13 protein-coding genes are annotated in these 16,928 nt (G+C 73.9%); 7 read left to right on the forward strand and 6 right to left on the reverse strand.

Annotated features, from left to right (window positions below; translation table 11 throughout):
- Positions 1–2,154: a 3-hydroxyacyl-CoA dehydrogenase NAD-binding domain-containing protein gene (locus tag AC1C2V_RS17435; protein WP_495390905.1), complete on the forward strand. Its 2,154-nt coding sequence runs from the start codon at positions 1–3 to the stop codon at positions 2,152–2,154.
- 142 nt (positions 2,155–2,296) lie between these two features.
- Here the strand turns inward: AC1C2V_RS17435 and AC1C2V_RS17440 are convergent, their stop codons facing one another.
- Positions 2,297–3,685: a pyridoxal phosphate-dependent decarboxylase family protein gene (locus AC1C2V_RS17440; RefSeq protein ID WP_495390906.1), complete on the reverse strand. Its 1,389-nt coding sequence runs from the start codon at positions 3,683–3,685 to the stop codon at positions 2,297–2,299.
- Positions 3,686–3,864: 179 nt separating this feature from the next.
- Here AC1C2V_RS17440 and AC1C2V_RS17445 point away from each other — a divergent pair, with 179 nt between their 5' ends.
- Entirely contained in the window at positions 3,865–4,977 is a 1,113-nt protein-coding gene (locus AC1C2V_RS17445; protein ID WP_495390999.1) for a carboxylate-amine ligase, read from the forward strand.
- A gap of 247 nt (positions 4,978–5,224) precedes the next feature.
- On the opposite strand, the gene AC1C2V_RS17450 is transcribed toward AC1C2V_RS17445, so the two are convergent.
- The 4 genes from AC1C2V_RS17450 to dxs all read right to left on the reverse strand — a co-directional run bounded on the left by AC1C2V_RS17450 (position 5,225) and on the right by dxs (position 11,251).
- Positions 5,225–5,977, reverse strand: a complete 753-nt coding sequence (locus tag AC1C2V_RS17450; protein WP_495390907.1) for a PIG-L deacetylase family protein — start codon at positions 5,975–5,977, stop codon at positions 5,225–5,227.
- A 128-nt stretch (positions 5,978–6,105) separates the two neighbouring features.
- A complete protein-coding gene (pflA, locus tag AC1C2V_RS17455; protein ID WP_495390908.1) occupies positions 6,106–6,966 on the reverse strand; it encodes a pyruvate formate-lyase-activating protein in 861 nt (286 codons plus the stop codon).
- Between the two features lies 1 nt (position 6,967).
- Positions 6,968–9,238 carry a formate C-acetyltransferase gene (pflB, locus tag AC1C2V_RS17460; RefSeq protein ID WP_495390909.1) on the reverse strand — a complete coding sequence of 757 codons (2,271 nt, stop codon included), beginning with the start codon at positions 9,236–9,238 and terminating at the stop codon, positions 6,968–6,970.
- 120 nt (positions 9,239–9,358) lie between these two features.
- Positions 9,359–11,251 (reverse strand): 1-deoxy-D-xylulose-5-phosphate synthase, encoded by a 1,893-nt coding sequence (gene dxs, locus AC1C2V_RS17465; protein WP_495390910.1) that lies wholly within the window; start codon positions 11,249–11,251, stop codon positions 9,359–9,361.
- A gap of 75 nt (positions 11,252–11,326) precedes the next feature.
- Here dxs and guaB1 point away from each other — a divergent pair, with 75 nt between their 5' ends.
- The 4 genes from guaB1 to AC1C2V_RS17485 all read left to right on the forward strand — a co-directional run bounded on the left by guaB1 (position 11,327) and on the right by AC1C2V_RS17485 (position 15,125).
- Positions 11,327–12,784, forward strand: a complete 1,458-nt coding sequence (gene guaB1, locus AC1C2V_RS17470; RefSeq protein ID WP_495390911.1) for a GMP reductase — start codon at positions 11,327–11,329, stop codon at positions 12,782–12,784.
- A gap of 57 nt (positions 12,785–12,841) precedes the next feature.
- Positions 12,842–13,543, forward strand: a complete 702-nt coding sequence (locus AC1C2V_RS17475) for an NUDIX hydrolase (protein WP_495390912.1) — start codon at positions 12,842–12,844, stop codon at positions 13,541–13,543.
- Positions 13,544–13,673: 130 nt separating this feature from the next.
- Complete coding sequence (locus AC1C2V_RS17480) at positions 13,674–14,642, forward strand: aminoglycoside phosphotransferase family protein (RefSeq protein ID WP_495390913.1); 969 nt, start codon at positions 13,674–13,676, stop codon at positions 14,640–14,642.
- Positions 14,643–14,726: 84 nt separating this feature from the next.
- Complete coding sequence (locus AC1C2V_RS17485) at positions 14,727–15,125, forward strand: SRPBCC family protein (RefSeq protein ID WP_495390914.1); 399 nt, start codon at positions 14,727–14,729, stop codon at positions 15,123–15,125.
- Positions 15,126–15,207: 82 nt separating this feature from the next.
- Here the strand turns inward: AC1C2V_RS17485 and AC1C2V_RS17490 are convergent, their stop codons facing one another.
- Positions 15,208–15,885, reverse strand: a complete 678-nt coding sequence (locus tag AC1C2V_RS17490) for a TetR/AcrR family transcriptional regulator (RefSeq protein WP_495390915.1) — start codon at positions 15,883–15,885, stop codon at positions 15,208–15,210.
- Between the two features lie 74 nt (positions 15,886–15,959).
- Here AC1C2V_RS17490 and AC1C2V_RS17495 point away from each other — a divergent pair, with 74 nt between their 5' ends.
- Positions 15,960–16,820 carry an alpha/beta fold hydrolase gene (locus tag AC1C2V_RS17495; protein WP_495390916.1) on the forward strand — a complete coding sequence of 287 codons (861 nt, stop codon included), beginning with the start codon at positions 15,960–15,962 and terminating at the stop codon, positions 16,818–16,820.
- The last annotated feature ends 108 nt before the right edge of the window (positions 16,821–16,928 follow it).

Here is a 16,928-nt window from a genome sequence, read left to right on the forward strand (position 1 = left end):
ATGACCGCGAACACGACCGAGAACGCAGGCGTCCGCGCCGAGCGCGTCACGCACTCCCTCGTCCGCGACGTCGAGCTCCCGGGCGGCGCGGGCACGCTCGCGCTCGTCACGCTCGACAACGGTCTCGACCACACCAAGCCCAGCACCCTGGGCCCGGAGGGCATGGCGGAGCTCACCGCGCGGCTCACCGACCTGCAGGAGCGTGCCGGCCGCGGCGAGATCGCCGCCGTCGCCGTCACGGGCAAGCCCTACTTCCTCGCCGCGGGCGCCGACCTGCTCCAGGTCTCCACGGTCACCTCGCACGAGCAGGCGCTCGAGCTGGGCCGGTCGGGCCACGCCGCCTACGAGCTGCTGCACACCATGGGCGTGCCGACCTTCGCGTTCGTCAACGGGCTGGCGCTCGGCGGCGGCCTCGAGGTCGCCCTCAACTGCGACTACCGCACCGTCGCCTCCGACGCCCCGGCGCTCGGCCTGCCCGAGACCGGCCTCGGCCTGGTGCCGGGCTGGGGCGGCGCCTACCTGGTGCCGCGTCTCGTCGGCATCGAGAAGGCCGTCGACGTCGTGCTCACCCGGCCCGCCGCGCAAAGGCCCTTCAAGCCCGCCGAGGCGGCGAAGATCGGCCTGGTCGACGAGCTCTTCGAGGCGGCCGACTTCCTCGAGCAGTCGATCCTGTGGGCCGCTCGCGTGCTGCGCGGCGATGTCGTCGTGGAGCGTCGCGAGCTCGACCCGCAGCCGGTGTGGGACGCCGTCGTCGCGGCCACGCGTCAGCGGCTCGACGCGGTCGTCGCGGGGTCGCGCCCGGCCCCCTATCGGGCGCTGGACCTGCTGGCCGCCGCTCGCACGGCGACCCGCGCGGAGGCGTTCGCGGCCGAGGACCAGGCGCTGGCGGACCTCATCATGTCCGACGAGATGCGCGCGAGCGTCTACGCGTTCCAGCTCGTCTCGGGCGGCAAGAAGCCCGTCGGGGCGCCAGACAAGTCCCTCGCCCGGCCCGTCACCCGGGTCGGGATCGTCGGCGCCGGGCTCATGGCCGCGCAGATCGCGCTGCTCGTGTCGCAGCGGCTCGGCGTGCCCGTGGTCATGCGCGACCTCGACCAGGACCGCGTCGACAAGGGGCTCGGCTTCGTGCGGTCCACCGTCGAGAAGCTCGCAGGCCGGGGGCGCATGACGCCCGAGGCCGCGGCGCGCATCGTCGCGAGCGTGCACGGGACCACCGAGATCGGCGACCTCGCGTCCTGCGACGTCGTGATCGAGGCGGTCACCGAGGTCATGGGGCTCAAGAAGAAGGTCTTCGCCGAGCTCGAAGGCATCGTCTCGGAGGACGCCGTCCTCGCCACGAACACGTCCGCCCTGTCCGTCACCGAGATGGCGGCCGATCTGGCGCACCCCGAGCGCGTGGTCGGCATCCACTTCTTCAACCCGGTGGCCCAGATGCCGCTGGTCGAGGTGGTGCAGGCCACGGAGACCTCCGACGAGGCCCTGGCCACGGCGTTCGCCATCACCAAGAAGCTGCGCAAGACGGCGGTACTCGTCGCCGACCGGCCCGGCTTCGTGGTCAACCGGCTGCTCGTGCTGGTGATGGGCAAGGTCGTCGAGGCGATCGAGAACGGCACCTCCGTCGAGGTGGCCGACACGGCGCTCGCCCCGCTCGGCCTGCCGATGCCGACGTTCGAGCTCTTCGACCTGGTCGGGCCGGCCGTCGGCCTGCACGTGCTCACCTCGCTGCGCGAGGACCTGGGCGACCGCTTCCCCACCTCCCCCGGCCTGGAGAAGCTCGTGGCCGACGGGACGCGTGTGGTGCTGGACCGCCCCGCGCCCGGGCTGCCCAAGCCCGTCGACCCGGCGATCCAGGCCGCCTTCGGCGAGGCCCTCGCCGCGGGCGAGCAGGGCCGGCACGGCACCCCCGTGCTCGACGCGGCGGGCGTGCTGGACTCCGTGCTCACCGCCCTGACGGTCGAGATCGGCCACATGCTCGACGAGGGCGTCGTGGCCGGGCCGCAGCAGATCGACCTGTGCATGATCCTCGGCGCCGGGTGGGGCTTCCACACCGGCGGGATCACGCCGTATCTTGACCGCTCGGGATACTCCGAGAAGGTCCTGGGCCGCCGGATCCTGCCCGACGGCGTCGCGAACGTCCCCGAGGCCGTCGCCTGACACGCCCTCCTCGGAGACCCGAGCCGCACGGCTCACGAAGCACCGGTGGCCCTGTCCCGACGTCGGGACAGGGTCATCGGTGCGTCAGGACGCCCTCGGGACGGTCGCCGGGCGCGCCGCGACGCCCGGTCGCGCCGACGCCCTACTCCTGATCACGCACCGCGCGCCGGACCGCCTCGACGGTCCTTGCGACGTCGCCGTCGTCCGTGGACCAGTTGCTCACCGAGACGCGCAGGACGTCCCGGCCCTGCCACCGCGAGCCGGATATCCACGTGTCACCGTCAGCGAGGAGACGCGCGCCCGCGGCGCGCGTCCGGGCGTCGTCACCGAGCGCGAGGCACACCTGGGTGTAGACGACGTCGTTGACGACCCGCACCCCGTCGATGCGCGACACGCCCTCGGCGATCGCGCGGGCGTGGCGCGCCAGCCCGCCCACGAGCCCGGCCAGGCCGTCACGACCCAGCGAGCGCAGCGCGGCCCACACCGGCACGCCCCGGGCACGCCGCGAGAGCTCGGGGACCCGTTCGTACGGGTTGCCAGGACCGGGCGCGTCCACGAGGTACGCCGCGTGCACGCCGAAGGCCGCGCGAACGGACGTCGGGTCGGCGACGACGGCGACGCCGCAGTCGTAGGGCACGTTGAGGGTCTTGTGGGCATCGGTGGCCCAGGAGTCGGCGTCTGCGATCCCGCGCACGAGGTGGGCGAGGTCGGGGGTGGCGGCCGCCCAGAGACCGAAGGCGCCGTCGACGTGCACCCATGCGCCGTGGTCGTGAGCGAGGGGGATCGCCTCGGCGAAGGGGTCGAACGACCCGGAGTGCACGTTGCCGGCCTGCAGGACGACAATCGTCGGCGCCCCCGGCGGCCCGTCGAGGAGCGCGGCGGCCAGGGCGCCGGTGCGCATCCGGCCCTGGTCGTCGGCCGCCACCGCCGTCGGGGTGCCGAGTCCGAGGTAGCGCAGCGCCAGATCGACGGAGTCGTGCCGCTCTGCGCCGACCAGCACGCGCACCGGCGGTCCGCCGCTCAGACCCCGGTCGTGGACGTCCCATCCCGCACGGGCGAGCACGGCCCCGCGCGCCGCCGCCAGCCCCGTGAGGCTCGCCGTCGTCGCGCCGGTCACGAAGCCCACGTCGGAGTCCGCGGGCAGGCCGAGCGCATCGAGCACCCACCGTCCCGCCGTCTCCTCGACCGCGACGACGCCGGGCGTCGCGAAACGCATCCCGGCGTTCTGGTCCCAGGCGCTCACGAGCCAGTCGGCGCCCAGCGCCGCGGGCAGCGTGCCCCCCATGACCCAGCCGAAGAACCTGCCCGATCCGATGGCCATGAGGCCGGGCTCGACCCGCGCGACGAGCTCGTCGACCACGCCGTCGGGTGCGAGCCCCTGATCGGGCAGCGACCCGGCGAGCGTCCGGCCGACCTCGTCCGCGTCGGCGCGCGGCGGCACGGGTCGCTCCCCCACGCCGTCGAGCCACCCCCGAGCGTGGTGCGCGGCGCGATCCAGGGCGCCCTCGAAGTCCTTGCCTCTCACCGACATCGGGTGCTCCTTCGCGGCCGGTCTCGGGGAGGTTTCAGGATACCGAGGGTGCGGTAGGCACGCCCCGCGGTGCGAGGGAGGCCGGCCGAGAGGCTCGAGGCGTCCCGCGCCCCCCTCCGACGGCCGCGGGTTTCCGGCGGCCCTCAGGGACGTGTGAGACTTCCCCGGTGAAGCGGACCATGGGTGTCGAGGAGGAGTTCCTCCTCGTGGGTGACGACGGCCACCCCGTCGCGAAGGCTTCCGAGGCGCTGGACGCGTCCGAGCAGCGCGCCGGCGCGCCGGACGAGCCTCCGGCGTCGGCGGAGACCGGCGGCGGCGCGCTCGAGACCGAGTTCATGGAGGAGCAGCTCGAGACGGCGACCCACCCGCGTCAGGAGCTGGCCGACCTCGCCGCCGAGATCCGTGCCGGCCGCGCCCGCGCGCAGGCCGCCGCCGACCGGGTGGGGGCGCGGGTCGCGGCGCTCGCCACGTCGCCGCTGCCGTTCGAGGGCACCACCGTGGCCCGGCTGCGCTACCTGGAGGCGCGGGCGAGGTACGGCCTCACGGCGCGCGAGCAGCTCACCAGCGGCTGCCACGTGCACGTCGCGGTCGAGGACGACGCCGAGGCGGTCGCGGTGCTCGACCGCATCGGCCCCTGGCTGGCGGTGCTCCTCGCCCTGAGCGCGAACTCACCGTTCTGGCAGGGCGACGACTCGGGGTACGCCAGCTACCGCTCGCAGGTGTGGGCGCGCTGGCCCACCTCCGGCCCTGCCCGGGCCTTCGGCTCACCCGAGGCCTACCACGAGGCGGTCGACGCCCTGGTCGCGACCGGCACCATCCTCGACAAGAACATGGTCTACTTCGACGCCCGCCTGTCCTCGCGGTACCCCACGGTGGAGGTCCGCGTGGCGGACGTCTGCCTCGACGCCGACACGGCCACCCTGCTCGCGGCGCTCGCCCGGGGGCTCGTAGAGACCGCGGCCCGGGAGGCGGCCGAGAAGTGCGCCGCGCCGGTGCTGCGGACGGAGCTGCTGCGCACGGCCTCCTGGCGTGCCGGCCGGTCGGGGCTGTCCGACGACCTCCTCTCCCCGCACACGTGGCGGCCCGCGCCCGCGCACGACGTCGTGGGACAGCTCGTGGCGCACGTGCGTGAGGCGCTCGTGGACGCCGGCGACCTGGGCGCGGTCACCGACCTGCTCGGCGCGCTCTGGGCGTCCGGGGGCGGCGCGGCGCGCCAGCGTGCGTGGCACGCGTCGGCCGGCGGCGACCTGCGGCACGTGGTCGAGCGGGCCGTCGACGCGACGCACGCCTGAGCCCCGCGGCCCTCGAGCCTGAGGTCTCCGTGCCATGGCACCGAGGTGCTAGGACGCGGGCACGCGTCACGACCGGGCCTGCGGGCGGCTCCTGTCCGGTGTACCCAGAGCACCGGCCGTCGGGCGTCGACACACCGATGCCCTGGAGGAGCGTGGTGCTGGACCCCGAGCAGCTCGAGAAGCTCACCGTCCTGACGGGCGACGACGATTGGGTGCTGATCCGCCGCCCGCACCAGGGGCCGTGAGCTCAGTCCTCCCAGCCCATCCGCAGCACCTCGAACGGAGTGGCGTGCGGCACGCCGAGGCGCGGGCCGGTGTCAGCCGTCATGCGGCCCAGGAACTCGGCCGGGTCGAAGCCGTCCCAGCCGAGTCCGTCCAGGTAGGCGGCGTGGGCCCGCAGCGAGGCCACCCCGGCGTCGAAGGTGTCCGTGACGTCCACCGCGTGGGCGGCGTCGGGCGACCCGGCCACCCAGACCTGGCGCACGCCGCCCCACGGCTCGAGCCCCTGCTCCTCGAGCTGGTCCCGGAAGACCCACCGGTTCCCGGCGTCGCGGACCGCGTCGACGACGGCGTGCCCGGTCGCGATGTGATCGGCCTGGTTGAGCATGCCGCCCGGAAAGGTCTCGCGGTAGTTGCCCGTGATGACCACCTCGGGGCGGCGCCGGCGGATCGCCCCCGCGATCGCGCGGCGCAGCGGCAGGCCGTATTCGATCACCCCGTCCGCGAAGCCGAGGAACTCGACCTCGTCGACCCCGACGGCCCGCGCGGACGCGACCTGCTCGCCCTCCCGCACCCGCCGAGCCTCGTCGGGGTGCATGCCGTCGATGCCGGCCTCGCCGCTGGTCACCATGCAGTAGTCGACCCGCTTGCCCTGACCCGTCCAGCGCGCGACGGCCGCGGCCGCCCCGAACTCCATGTCGTCGGGGTGCGCCACCACCGCGAGCGCCGACGTCCAGTCCTCGTCCAGCGGCCGCAGCGGTGCGGGTTCCGGGGTGGTCATGGGGCCACGCTAGCGAGGGTGCGCGGCGCAGGCACGCGCGTCCTGCGTGCTCCGGTCAGCGCGTGGTCAGTGCTGGTGGTCAGTGCTGCTGGTCAGTGCTGCTGGTCAGTGCTGCTGGTCAGTGCTGGTCAGTACGTCGTCAGGCCGCGGGCGCGGAAGACGTCGCGCACCGCCTCGGTCGCCTCCGCCGTGGGCGGCGGCGTGCCGGCCAGCTCGTAGGTGCGGCCCAGCTCGGCCCACTTGTCGCGGGCCATCTGGTGGAACGGCAGCACCTCGACGCGCTCGACCGTGCCGCGGCGCACCGCCTCGATGTCGGCGGCATGGCGCGCGACCGCCTCGACGGTGGCCCGGTCGTCCGTAAGGCCGGGCACGAGCACGAACCGCACCCACACCTTCACGCCGCGCTCGGCGAGGCGCCGGCCGAAGCGCAGCGTCGGCGCCAGGGGCCGCCCCGTGACCCGGCGGTAGGTGTCCTCGTCGCCGGCCTTGATGTCGAGGAGGACGAGGTCGGTGTCCTCCAGCATCGCGTCGGTCGCGTTCGCGCCGAGGAAGCCCGAGGTGTCGAGGGTCGTGTGCACGCCCAGCCCCTTCGCCCCGCGCAGCACGCGCGCGGCGAACGCGGGCTGCATGAGGACCTCGCCGCCCGAGAGGGTGAGCCCGCCGCCGGTCGCGGAGAAGATGCCGCGGTACCGCGCCACCCGGGCCAGGAGCTCGTCGGCGAGCACGGGCTCGCCGTCCTTCATCGCGAGGGTGTCGGGGTTGTGGCAGTACAGGCAGCGCAGCGGGCAGCCGCTGAGGAAGACGGTCAGGCGGGTGCCCGGGCCGTCTACGGCGGTGACGAGCTCCCACGAGTGCACCGAGCCGAGCTCGCCCGAGCGCATCAGCGCGAGCCGCTCGGGGCGCTCCACCTCCGCCGTCTCGAGCCCCCGTAGTCCGGCACCGGCCCGGCGGCGGGAGGGGGCGTCCAGAAGCGCCGGGCCGGTGGTCATGTCAGAGCCCCCCGTGGAAGGTGCGCGACAGCACGTCGAGCTGCTGCTCGCGCGTCAGCCGCACGAAGTTCACCGCGTAGCCGGAGACGCGGATCGTCAGCTGCGGGTACTTCTCCGGGTGCTCCATCGCGTCCTCGAGCGTCTCGCGCACGAGGACGTTGACGTTCATGTGGTAGCCGTCGGCGCCGACCGAGGCGTCCAGCAGGCCGGCGAGGTTCGCCACCTGCTCCTCGCGCGTGCGGCCGAGCCCGGCCGGGACGACGGTGTTGGTCAGCGAGATCCCGTCCTGCGCCTGGTCGTACGGGAGCTTCGCCACGGACAGCGCCGAGGCGAGCATGCCGTGCGTGTCACGACCGTTCATCGGGTTGGCGCCCGGCGAGAACGGCTCGCCCGCACGCCGGCCGTCCGGGGTGTTCCCGGTGTTCTTGCCGTAGACCACGTTGGACGTGATCGTCAGCACCGACTGGGTCGGGACGGCGTCGCGGTAGGTACGGTGACGCCGGATCTTGGCCATGAACGACTCGACGAGCTCGACGGCGATGGCGTCCACCCGGTCGTCGTCGTTGCCGTAGGCCGGGTAGTCGCCCTCGGTCTCGTAGTCGACGACGATCCCGCGCTCGTCGTGCACCGGCGTCACTGTGGCGTACCGGACGGCAGACAACGAGTCGGCGGCGACCGACAGCCCGGCGATGCCGCAGGCCATCGTGCGCAGCACGTCCTTGTCGTGCAGGGCCATCTCGAGCCGCTCGTAGGCGTACTTGTCGTGCGACCAATGGATGCAGTTGAGCGCCTCGACGTAGGTCTCGGCCAGCCAGTCCATGGTCCGGTCGAACCGGGCGCGCACGTCGTCGTAGTCGAGCGGCAGGCCCGGCGTGACGGGCGGGAACGCGGGCGAGACCTGCTTGCCGGTGATCTCGTCCTTGCCGCCGTTGATCGCGTAGAGCAGCGTCTTGGCGAGGTTCACGCGGGCGCCGAAGAACTGCATCTGCTTGCCCACCGCCATCGGCGAGACGCAGCACGCGATCGCGGCGTCGTCGCCCCACGCCTCCCGGATCTGCTCGTCCGCCTCGTACTGCACGGCCGAGGTGTCGATCGAGACCTGGGCGCAGAAGTCCTTGAACCCGCGGGGCAGGCGCGGGCTCCAGAAGACCGTCATGTTGGGCTCGGGCGCCGGCCCCAGGTTGTACAGCGTCTGCAGGAAGCGGAAGGAGTTCTTCGTGACGAGCGGGCGCCCGTCCTCCCCCATGCCGCCGATCGTCTCGGTGACCCACGTCGGGTCGCCGGAGAACAGGGCGTCGTACTCGGGGGTACGCAGGAAGCGGACGATGCGCAGCTTGATGACGAAGTCGTCGACGATCTCCTGCGCCTGCTCCTCGGTGAGCGCACCCGCCGCCAGGTCCCGCTCCACGTAGACGTCGAGGAACGTGGAGGTGCGTCCCAGCGACATCGCGGCGCCGTTCTGCTCCTTCACCGCGGCGAGGTAGCCGAAGTACAGCCACTGCACGGCCTCGCGGGCGGTGGTCGCCGGCCCCGAGATGTCGTACCCGTACGACGCGGCCATCTCCTTGAGCTCGCCGAGGGCGCGGATCTGCTCCGCGTGCTCCTCGCGCTCGCGCGCCACGGCCTCGCTGAACGGCTGCACGTCGAGGCCGAGCTTGTCGACCCTCTTGGCCGCGACCAGCGCGTCGACTCCGTACAGGGCCACGCGGCGGTAGTCGCCGATGATCCGGCCGCGCCCGTAGGCGTCGGGCAGGCCGGTGATGATGTGCGAGCTGCGCGCGGCGCGGACGGCGGGCGGGTAGACGTCGAAGACGCCCTGGTTGTGGGTCTTGCGGTACTCGGTGAACACCTTTCGGAGGTTCTCGTCGACCGGGTAGCCGTACGTCTGCAGGGCACCCTCGACCATGCGCCAGCCGCCGTTCGGCATGATGGCGCGCTTGAGCGGGGCGTCCGTCTGCAGGCCGACGACGAGCTCGGCGTCCCTGTCGATGTAGCCCGGGCCGTGCGCGGTGATGCCCGCCGGGGTGTGCGGGTCGACGTCGTAGACGCCCTGCTCGCGCTCGGCCGGGAACATCGCCGAGAGCTTCGCCCACACGCCGGTGGTGCGCTCCGTCGGCCCCGCGAGGAACGAGTCGTCGCCGGTGTACGGCGTGTAGTTGCGCTGGATGAAGTCGCGCACGTCGATCTCGTCGCACCACGGGCCGGGGGTGAATCCCTGCCATGCGGCGGTCGTGTCACCGGCGGTCGTGGTGGGTGCCGCGTCGATCGTCATGCCTTGCTCCTCGGGGTCGGGCCAACGACCTCAAGATATCGTGAACCCCTTCACAAGCGAGGCCGAGGAGCTGTGACGTCGCAGACACACGCCTCGTCGGTCGAGACCCGGGCGGCGGCGTCAGCCGCGCGCGAGCGCCGCCAGCGCGTCGCGCACGGCGTCCTCGGCGCGCATCCGCTGCGCCGTGAGGATCTGGTCGCGGCTGGCGTGGTCGAGGAAGCGCGCCGGCAGGCCCACGTGCACGAACGGCGTGCGCACGCCCTGCTCGGCCGCCCGCTGCGCCACCATCGCGCCGATGCCGCCGTCCACCACGCCGTCCTCCAGCGTGAGCACCAGGTCGTGCTCGCCGGCCAGCTTCACCAGGGCCTCGGGCACCGGCATCACCCAGGTGGGCGCGACGACGTCGGCCGCCAGCCCGTGGGCGGCCAGCGACTCCCCCGCCGCGAGCGCCGCGGGTGCCATCGAGCCGACACCCACCACCAGCACGCGGCGCCCGTCCGGGCCGTCCGCGGCGACGGGGGCGTGGCGGGCGACGACATCCACGCCGTCGAGCCCCTCGAGCGCGGGGATCGGGTCGCCCACGGCGCCCTTGGGGTAGCGCACGACGGTCGGGGCGTCGTCCACGTCCACCGCGGCGCGCAGCGCGGCGCGCAGGGTCGGCTCGTCCCGCGGCGCCGCGAGCCGCAGGCCGGGCACGATGCGCAGCATCGCCATGTCCCACATGCCGTTGTGGCTGGCGCCGTCGTCGCCCGTGACGCCCGCCCGGTCGAGCACGAACGTCACGCCCGCCTTGTGCAGGGCCACGTCCATCAGGACCTGGTCGAACGCCCGGTTCAGGAACGTCGCGTACACGGCGACGACGGGGTGCAGCCCCGCGAACGCCATACCCGCCGCAGAGGTGGCGGCGTGCTGCTCGGCGATGCCGACGTCGAAGGTACGCGCCGGGAACTCCTGCGCGAACGGCGCGAGCCCGACGGGGTGCAGCATCGCGGCGGTGATCGCGACGACGTCGGGCCGGGCGTGCCCGATCTTGACGATCTCGTCTGCGAAGACCTTGGTCCAGCCGAACCTGCTGGGCGCGACCGGGAGGCCCGTCTCGGGATGGATCGCCCCGACCGAGTGGAACCGGTCCGCGATGTCCTCCTCGGCCGGGGTGTACCCGCGCCCCTTCTCGGTGATGGCGTGCACGATCACGGGGCCGTCGTAGGCCTTGGCCCGGCGCAGCGCGTGCTCCATCGCGGCCACGTCGTGCCCGTCGACGGGGCCCACGTACTTCAGCCCGAGGTCCTCGAACATGCCCTGCGGGGCGACGACGTCCTTGAGGCCCTTCTTCAGCCCGTGCAGCCAGTCGTAGGCGAAGCGCCCGGGGGCGCCGCTGCGGTTCAGGGTGCGCTTGCCCCAGGAGAGGAACACCTCGTAGCCGCGGGTGGTGCGCAGCGTATTGAGGTGGTTCGCCACGCCGCCGATGGTGGGCGAGTACGAGCGGCCGTTGTCGTTGACCACGATCACGAGGCGACGGCCGGCGGACGCGGCGATGTTGTTGAGCGCCTCCCAGGCCATGCCGCCGGTGAGGGCGCCGTCGCCGATGACGGCGGCCACGTGCTTGTCGGGGCGGCCCTGCACGGCGTTGGCCTTCGCGACGCCGTCGGCCCACGACAGGGCCGTCGAAGCGTGCGAGTTCTCCACCACGTCGTGCTCGGACTCCGCGCGCGACGGGTAGCCGGACATGCCGCCCGACTTCCGTAGCGCCGAGAAGTCCTGCCGCCCGGTGAGGAGCTTGTGCACGTACGACTGGTGGCCCGTGTCGAAGACCAGCGTGTCGCGCGGGGAGGCAAAGACGCGGTGCAGCGCGATCGTCAGTTCCACCACGCCCAGGTTCGGCCCGAGGTGCCCGCCCGTGCGGGACACCCGGTCCACCAGGAACGCGCGGATCTCCGCCGCGAGCTGCGTGGTCTGCTCCGGTGACAGCCGTCGGACATCCTCCGGCGAGCCGATGTTGCTCAGCAGGCTCATGCGTTCCTCTCCGTTCATAGCCACACCACAATAGGCGCTCCGCGTGAGCCGGACGCACACGGTAGTTTCGGTCTCGTGCGCTTCCTCGACGGGCAGCAGCCCACCACCGACCTCACCTACGGCGACGTCTTCCTGGTTCCGTCGCGTTCCGACGTCACCAGCCGCTTCGACGTCGACCTCGCCACGGACGACGGCACGGGCACGACGATCCCGGTGGTCGTGGCCAACATGACGGCCGTCGCGGGGCGGAGGATGTCGGAGACGGTCGCCCGCCGCGGCGGGATCGCGATCATCCCGCAGGACATCCCGGTCGACGTCATCGCGGACGTCGTGGCCGACGTGAAGGCCAAGGACCCGGTGATCGAGACGCCGGTGGTCGTGGCCCCCACGGATACCGTCTCGACCGTGCTCACCCTGCTCGGCAAGCGCTCGCACGGCGCGGCGGTCGTCGTGGCCGACGGCAAGCCCGTGGGCGTGGTGACCGAGCACGACTGCGCGGCCGTCGACCGGTTCGCCCAGGTGCACCAGGTGATGTCGGAGGACCTGGTCGCGATCGACGCCGCCCAGGTGGAGTCGGACGGCCTCGAGGCGACGTTCGAGCGGATGCACGCCGCGAAGATCCACCTGGCGCCGGTGGTGCGCGACGGCGTGCTGGCGGGCGTGCTCACCCGCAAGGGCGTCGTGCGCTCGTCCGTGTACCGCCCGGCGCTCGACGGCGCAGGCCGGCTGCGGATCGGCGCAGCCGTCGGCATCAACGGCGATGTGGCTGCCAAGACCCGCGAGCTGCTGGCCGCCGGTGTCGACGTGCTCGTCGTGGACACCGCGCACGGCCACCAGTCCAAGATGCTGGCGGCCCTCGAAGCGATCGCGGCCGTGCGGTCGGATCATCCGCAGGTACCGGTCGTCGCGGGCAACGTCGTGACGGCCGCCGGCGTGCGCGACCTCGTCGCGGCGGGCGCCGACATCCTCAAGGTGGGCGTGGGCCCGGGCGCCATGTGCACCACGCGCATGCAGACCGCCGTCGGCCGCCCGCAGTTCTCTGCCGTACAGGAGTGCGCGGCCGCCGCGCGCGAGCTCGGCAAGCACGTGTGGGCCGACGGCGGTGTGCGCCACCCGCGCGACGTCGCCCTCGCGCTGGCCGCGGGCGCGTCGCAGGTGATGATCGGCTCCTGGTTCGCCGGCACGTACGAGTCCCCCGGCGACCTGCACGACGACGGCACCGGCCGCCTCTTCAAGGACTCGTTCGGCATGGCGTCCGCACGGGCCGTGGCAGCGCGGACGGCGGGGGCAGGATCGGCCTTCGGCCGCGCCCGCAAGGCCCTGTACGAGGAGGGCATCTCGACCGGGAAGATGTACCTCGACCCGCTGCGGCCGGGCGTCGAGGACCTGCTCGACGACATCACGTCCGGCCTGCGCTCCAGCTGCACGTACGCGGGCGCCCGCACGCTCGTCGAGTTCCACGAGCGCGCCCTCGTGGGCGTCCAGTCCGCCGCCGGGTACGCCGAGGGGATGCCGGTCGCCACCAGCTGGTGACCCGCTCCTCCACCTGGTCGACCGGATGAACCGCCTGGTCGGCGATAGCCTCGGTCGGTGACCTCCGAACCGTCCGCCGCCGCGGCCCGGGCCCAGCTCGCGGCGCTGGCGGCGGACCGCACCCTCCTGTCCACCTGGGGCCTCTCCCGGGGCGACCTCGACGCCGCCTCCGCCCGCCCGGCCGCCGTGCTCGTCCTCTTCGGCGTGCTCGACGACCTCGCATCCGACCACGACGCGCGGGCCCTCGCGGTCGCCCAGGACCTCGACGTGCTGCTCCTCGAGCGCGCCGCCACCCTGCGCTCCCACGCCGGGCAGGTCGCCTTCCCGGGCGGGCGGGCGGAGGACGGCGAGTCCCCGGTCGACGCCGCCCTGCGCGAGGCGGTCGAGGAGACCGGGCTGGACTCGGGCGGCGTCGAGGTGCTCGGCACGCTCGCGGAGCTGCCGATCCCCGTGAGCAACCACCTCGTGACGCCGGTGCTGGGCTGGTGGGCGAAGCCGGCCCCGGTGCGGGTGGTCGACCACGCGGAGTCGTCGCACGTCTTCCGCGCCCCCGTGGCCGACCTGCTCGACCCCGACCACCGCGTCACAACCGTGCTGCGCCGCGCGGGCCGCACCTGGCGCGGCCCCGGCTTCGAGGTCCTTGACGCCGACGGTGTGCCCCATCTGGTGTGGGGGTTCACCGCGGGGATCCTGGACGCCGCGTTCGACCGGCTCGGGTGGACGGAACCCTGGGACCGTGGCCGCGAGCGCGAGCTCTGACCTGGTCGTCGGTACGTCGTCGGTACGTCGTCGGTACGTCGTCGGTACGTCGTCGGTACGTCGTCGGCACGTCGTAGGCACGTCGTAGGCACGTCGTAGGCACGTCGCGGACCCCACACCAGGTGCGAAGATGGCGCGCGTGCCCGCCGCGGAGATCGACGTCGACGTCCCCCTGACCCGTGCTCTGCTCGCCGAGCAGCACCCCGACCTTCTCGCCGGGGTCGAGGCCGACGGGCTGCGCGTCGTGGCGAACGGCTGGGACAACGTCATGGTGCGCCTCGGCGACGACCTCGCGGTGCGGCTGCCCCGGCGCGCGCTGGCGGCGCCGCTCGTGGAGCACGAGCAGCAGGCCCTGCCCGCGCTCGTCGACCGGCTGCGCGCCGCGGCCCCCGGCGTCGTCGTCCCGGCGCCCCTGCGCGTGGGGCGGCCGAGCGACGCGCTCGGATATCCCTGGGCGTGGAACGTCGTGCCGTGGGTGGGTGGGGTCAGCGCCGAGAGCACCCCCGTGGCAGCCCGCACGGCGTGGGCACGCACCTTCGGCCGCATCCTCGCCGCCGTGCACGTGCCGGCTCCCCACGACGCTCCGCCGAACCCGGTACGCGGCGTCCCGCTGCTGCAGCGGGCCGAGGCGTCGGAACCCGCCGCACTCGACGAGCGCCTCCGCGCCGCGCCGGCCGAGGTGCGTGCGGGGGCGCGCCGCCTCTGGGACCGCGCCCTGGACGCGCCCGTCCACGACGGCCCGCCGGTGTGGCTGCACGGCGACCCGCACGCGGCCAACCTCGTGGTCGCCCCGGGCACCGACGGGCGGCCGGACCGCCTGGCCGCCGTCGTGGACTGGGGCGACGTCACCTCCGGTGACCCCGCCTCCGACCTCGGCGCGCTCTGGCTGTGCTTCGACGCCGTCGGTCGCGCGGCCTGCCGGGCCGCGATCCAGGAGGACGCGAACGACGGACGCGGGTGGGACGACGCGACCTGGGCCCGCGCGGCGGGCTGGTCGCTGCTGTACGCGACGAACATGCTCGCCCACCCGGACCTGCACCCCCGCATGGTGCCGATCGGCCGGCACGCGCTCACCGCGCTGCTGGCCACGACGGGCTGAGCCCGTCCGGAGGCCCCGGGGTCTGCCTAGTCTGGCCACCGGTAGACAGACCTGTCTGCCGGCAGGCGAGCGACGGAGGACGTCATGGGATCTGTGGTGCGGGAGATCGTCATCGAGGCCCCGCCGGAGGCGGTGTGGGCCGTCGTGGGTGACTTCGTCGAGGGCCCGATGCGCATGTCGGGAGGCGCGCTGGCGGGAAGCCGGATGCTGGCCCCCGACGTCCGGGAGCTGACCTTCGTCGACGGAACGGTCGCGCAGGAGCGACTGGTGGGGCGCGACGACACGGCCCGCCGGTTGGCCTACGCGTGGATCGGCGACCACGTGGCCCACGACAACACGTCGATGCAGGTGTTCGCCGAGGAGGGCGGGCGATCCCGGCTCGTCTGGGTCCACGACACCCTGCCGGGCGAGCTGACCGGCTGGCTGGCCGGGACGATGGATCGGACGATCCCCCTGCTGCAGCAGAACCTGGCGTCCGAGTGATCGATCTGCTGCGCGCCGAGGGGCAGTCGTACCGGGCGGACTGAGCCCATGGCCAGGGACTCGCCCGCGAGGGCGGGCCGGGCTAGGGCCGCGACGCGCCGGGCGCCGACGAGTCGTCGAAGCCGTCCGGCGTCGCCCCGGCCGCGGCCAGGGCGTCCCGCACGGCCCGGCGGGCCCGGTCGTACGCCGCCGGGTCCGCCAGGAGCACCGACGTGAGGTCGGCACGGTCGAGGGCCGCGTCGATCGCGAACACGACCTGCTCGACGTCGGTGCCGCCGACGAGCTCGCCGCGGCCCATCGCGTCCCGTACGAGGCGGGCGAGATAGGCGTCCCAGTCGCGCAGCGCCGCCACGACGGCCTCCCGCACCGGGCCGGGCGCCCGCGCGTCGAGCTCGGTGGCCGCGGCCCGGAAGAAGCAGCCCCCCTCGAAGATGCGGTCGCGGGAGTAGTCCAGCCACGCCAGCACGGTGCGCCACAGCCGGGCGAGCCCCGGCTCCTCGTCCAGGGCGGGCAGCACCACCGCGGCGCGGAAGACCTCGCGCGCGTGCGCCACCACCGCGAGCTGCAGGCCCTCCTTGGAGCCGAAGAGGCCTGCGATCCCGCTCTTGTTGACGGGGACGACGGCCGCGAGGGTGCCGAAGGTCAAACCTTCGAGTCCGTCCACCGACGCGGCGTGCACGGCTCGGTCGAGGACCGCGCGACGGGTGCGGTCCCCGCGGAGCCGGCGGCCGTCGGTGGGGGCGGGGGCTGACGTGCTCATGCGGACGAGTGTACGACCGTTCGTCCGGTGATACTGTGCGAACGATCGTATAGTTTCCGATGCAGGAGGTCGCCGTGCCCTACGTCCCCACCGCCGTCAGCACGAGCTTCCGCGCGCTGTCCGCCGTCGCTCCCCCGCTCGCCGTCCGCCTGGGCGCCCGCACCTTCTGGCGCCTCGGCCCGCCGGCCCCGGTGCGCCCCGCCGACCGCGCGGTGCACGACCGCGCCGCGCGCGGCACGGTCACCGTCGGCGGCGAGCGCGTCGCCACCTACCGCTGGGGCGATCCCGCCGCCCCGACGGTGCTCCTCGCCCACGGCTGGAAGAGCCGGGCGTCCCGGTTCGCGGGGCTCGTCACGGCGCTCGAGGACGTCGGCCTCGCCGTGGTGTCGTTCGACGGCGTCGCCCACGGCGAATCGACCGGCCGCCGGATGTCCGCCCTCGACCAGATGGCGGCGATCCGCGCCGTGCACGACGCCGAGGGCCCGTTCAGCGCCGTCGTCGGGCACTCCCTCGGCGGCCTCGCGGCCGGCCTGGCGCTCCACGACGGGTTCCCGGCCGACCGGTTCGTCTCGGTGTCCACGATGACGGGATTCGACGCCATCGCCGAGTCCTTCCTGCGGCTCGTGGGGATGCCCCCGCGCCTGCACGAGCGGTTCTGCGACCACGTCGAGCGCACGTTCCCCGGCGGCGTGCGCGACATCCGCGCCCGGATCGACCTGGTCGCGCACGCGGTCCCGGCACGCGTCCCCACGCTCTTCGTCCAGGACGACGACGACCGCATGTCGCTGCCCGACGGCGCACGCCGGCTGCACGCCGCGGTCCCCGGCAGCGAGCTCCTGGTCACCCGCCGGCTCGGCCACAACCGGATCCTCGACGACCCGGCCGTGCTCGACGCCGTCGTCGCCCACGTCACCGCCTCCGTCAGGGCCGCCTGAGACGAACCCTCTTGCTGGTGGAACCTGTCGAAACCCTCTTGCTGGTTGAGCCTGTCGAAACTCTCTTGCTGGTGGCTCTCGCACGACACAGCACGGCGCCCCGTCCCT

This window comes from Isoptericola sp. Y541 (assembly GCF_059445465.1).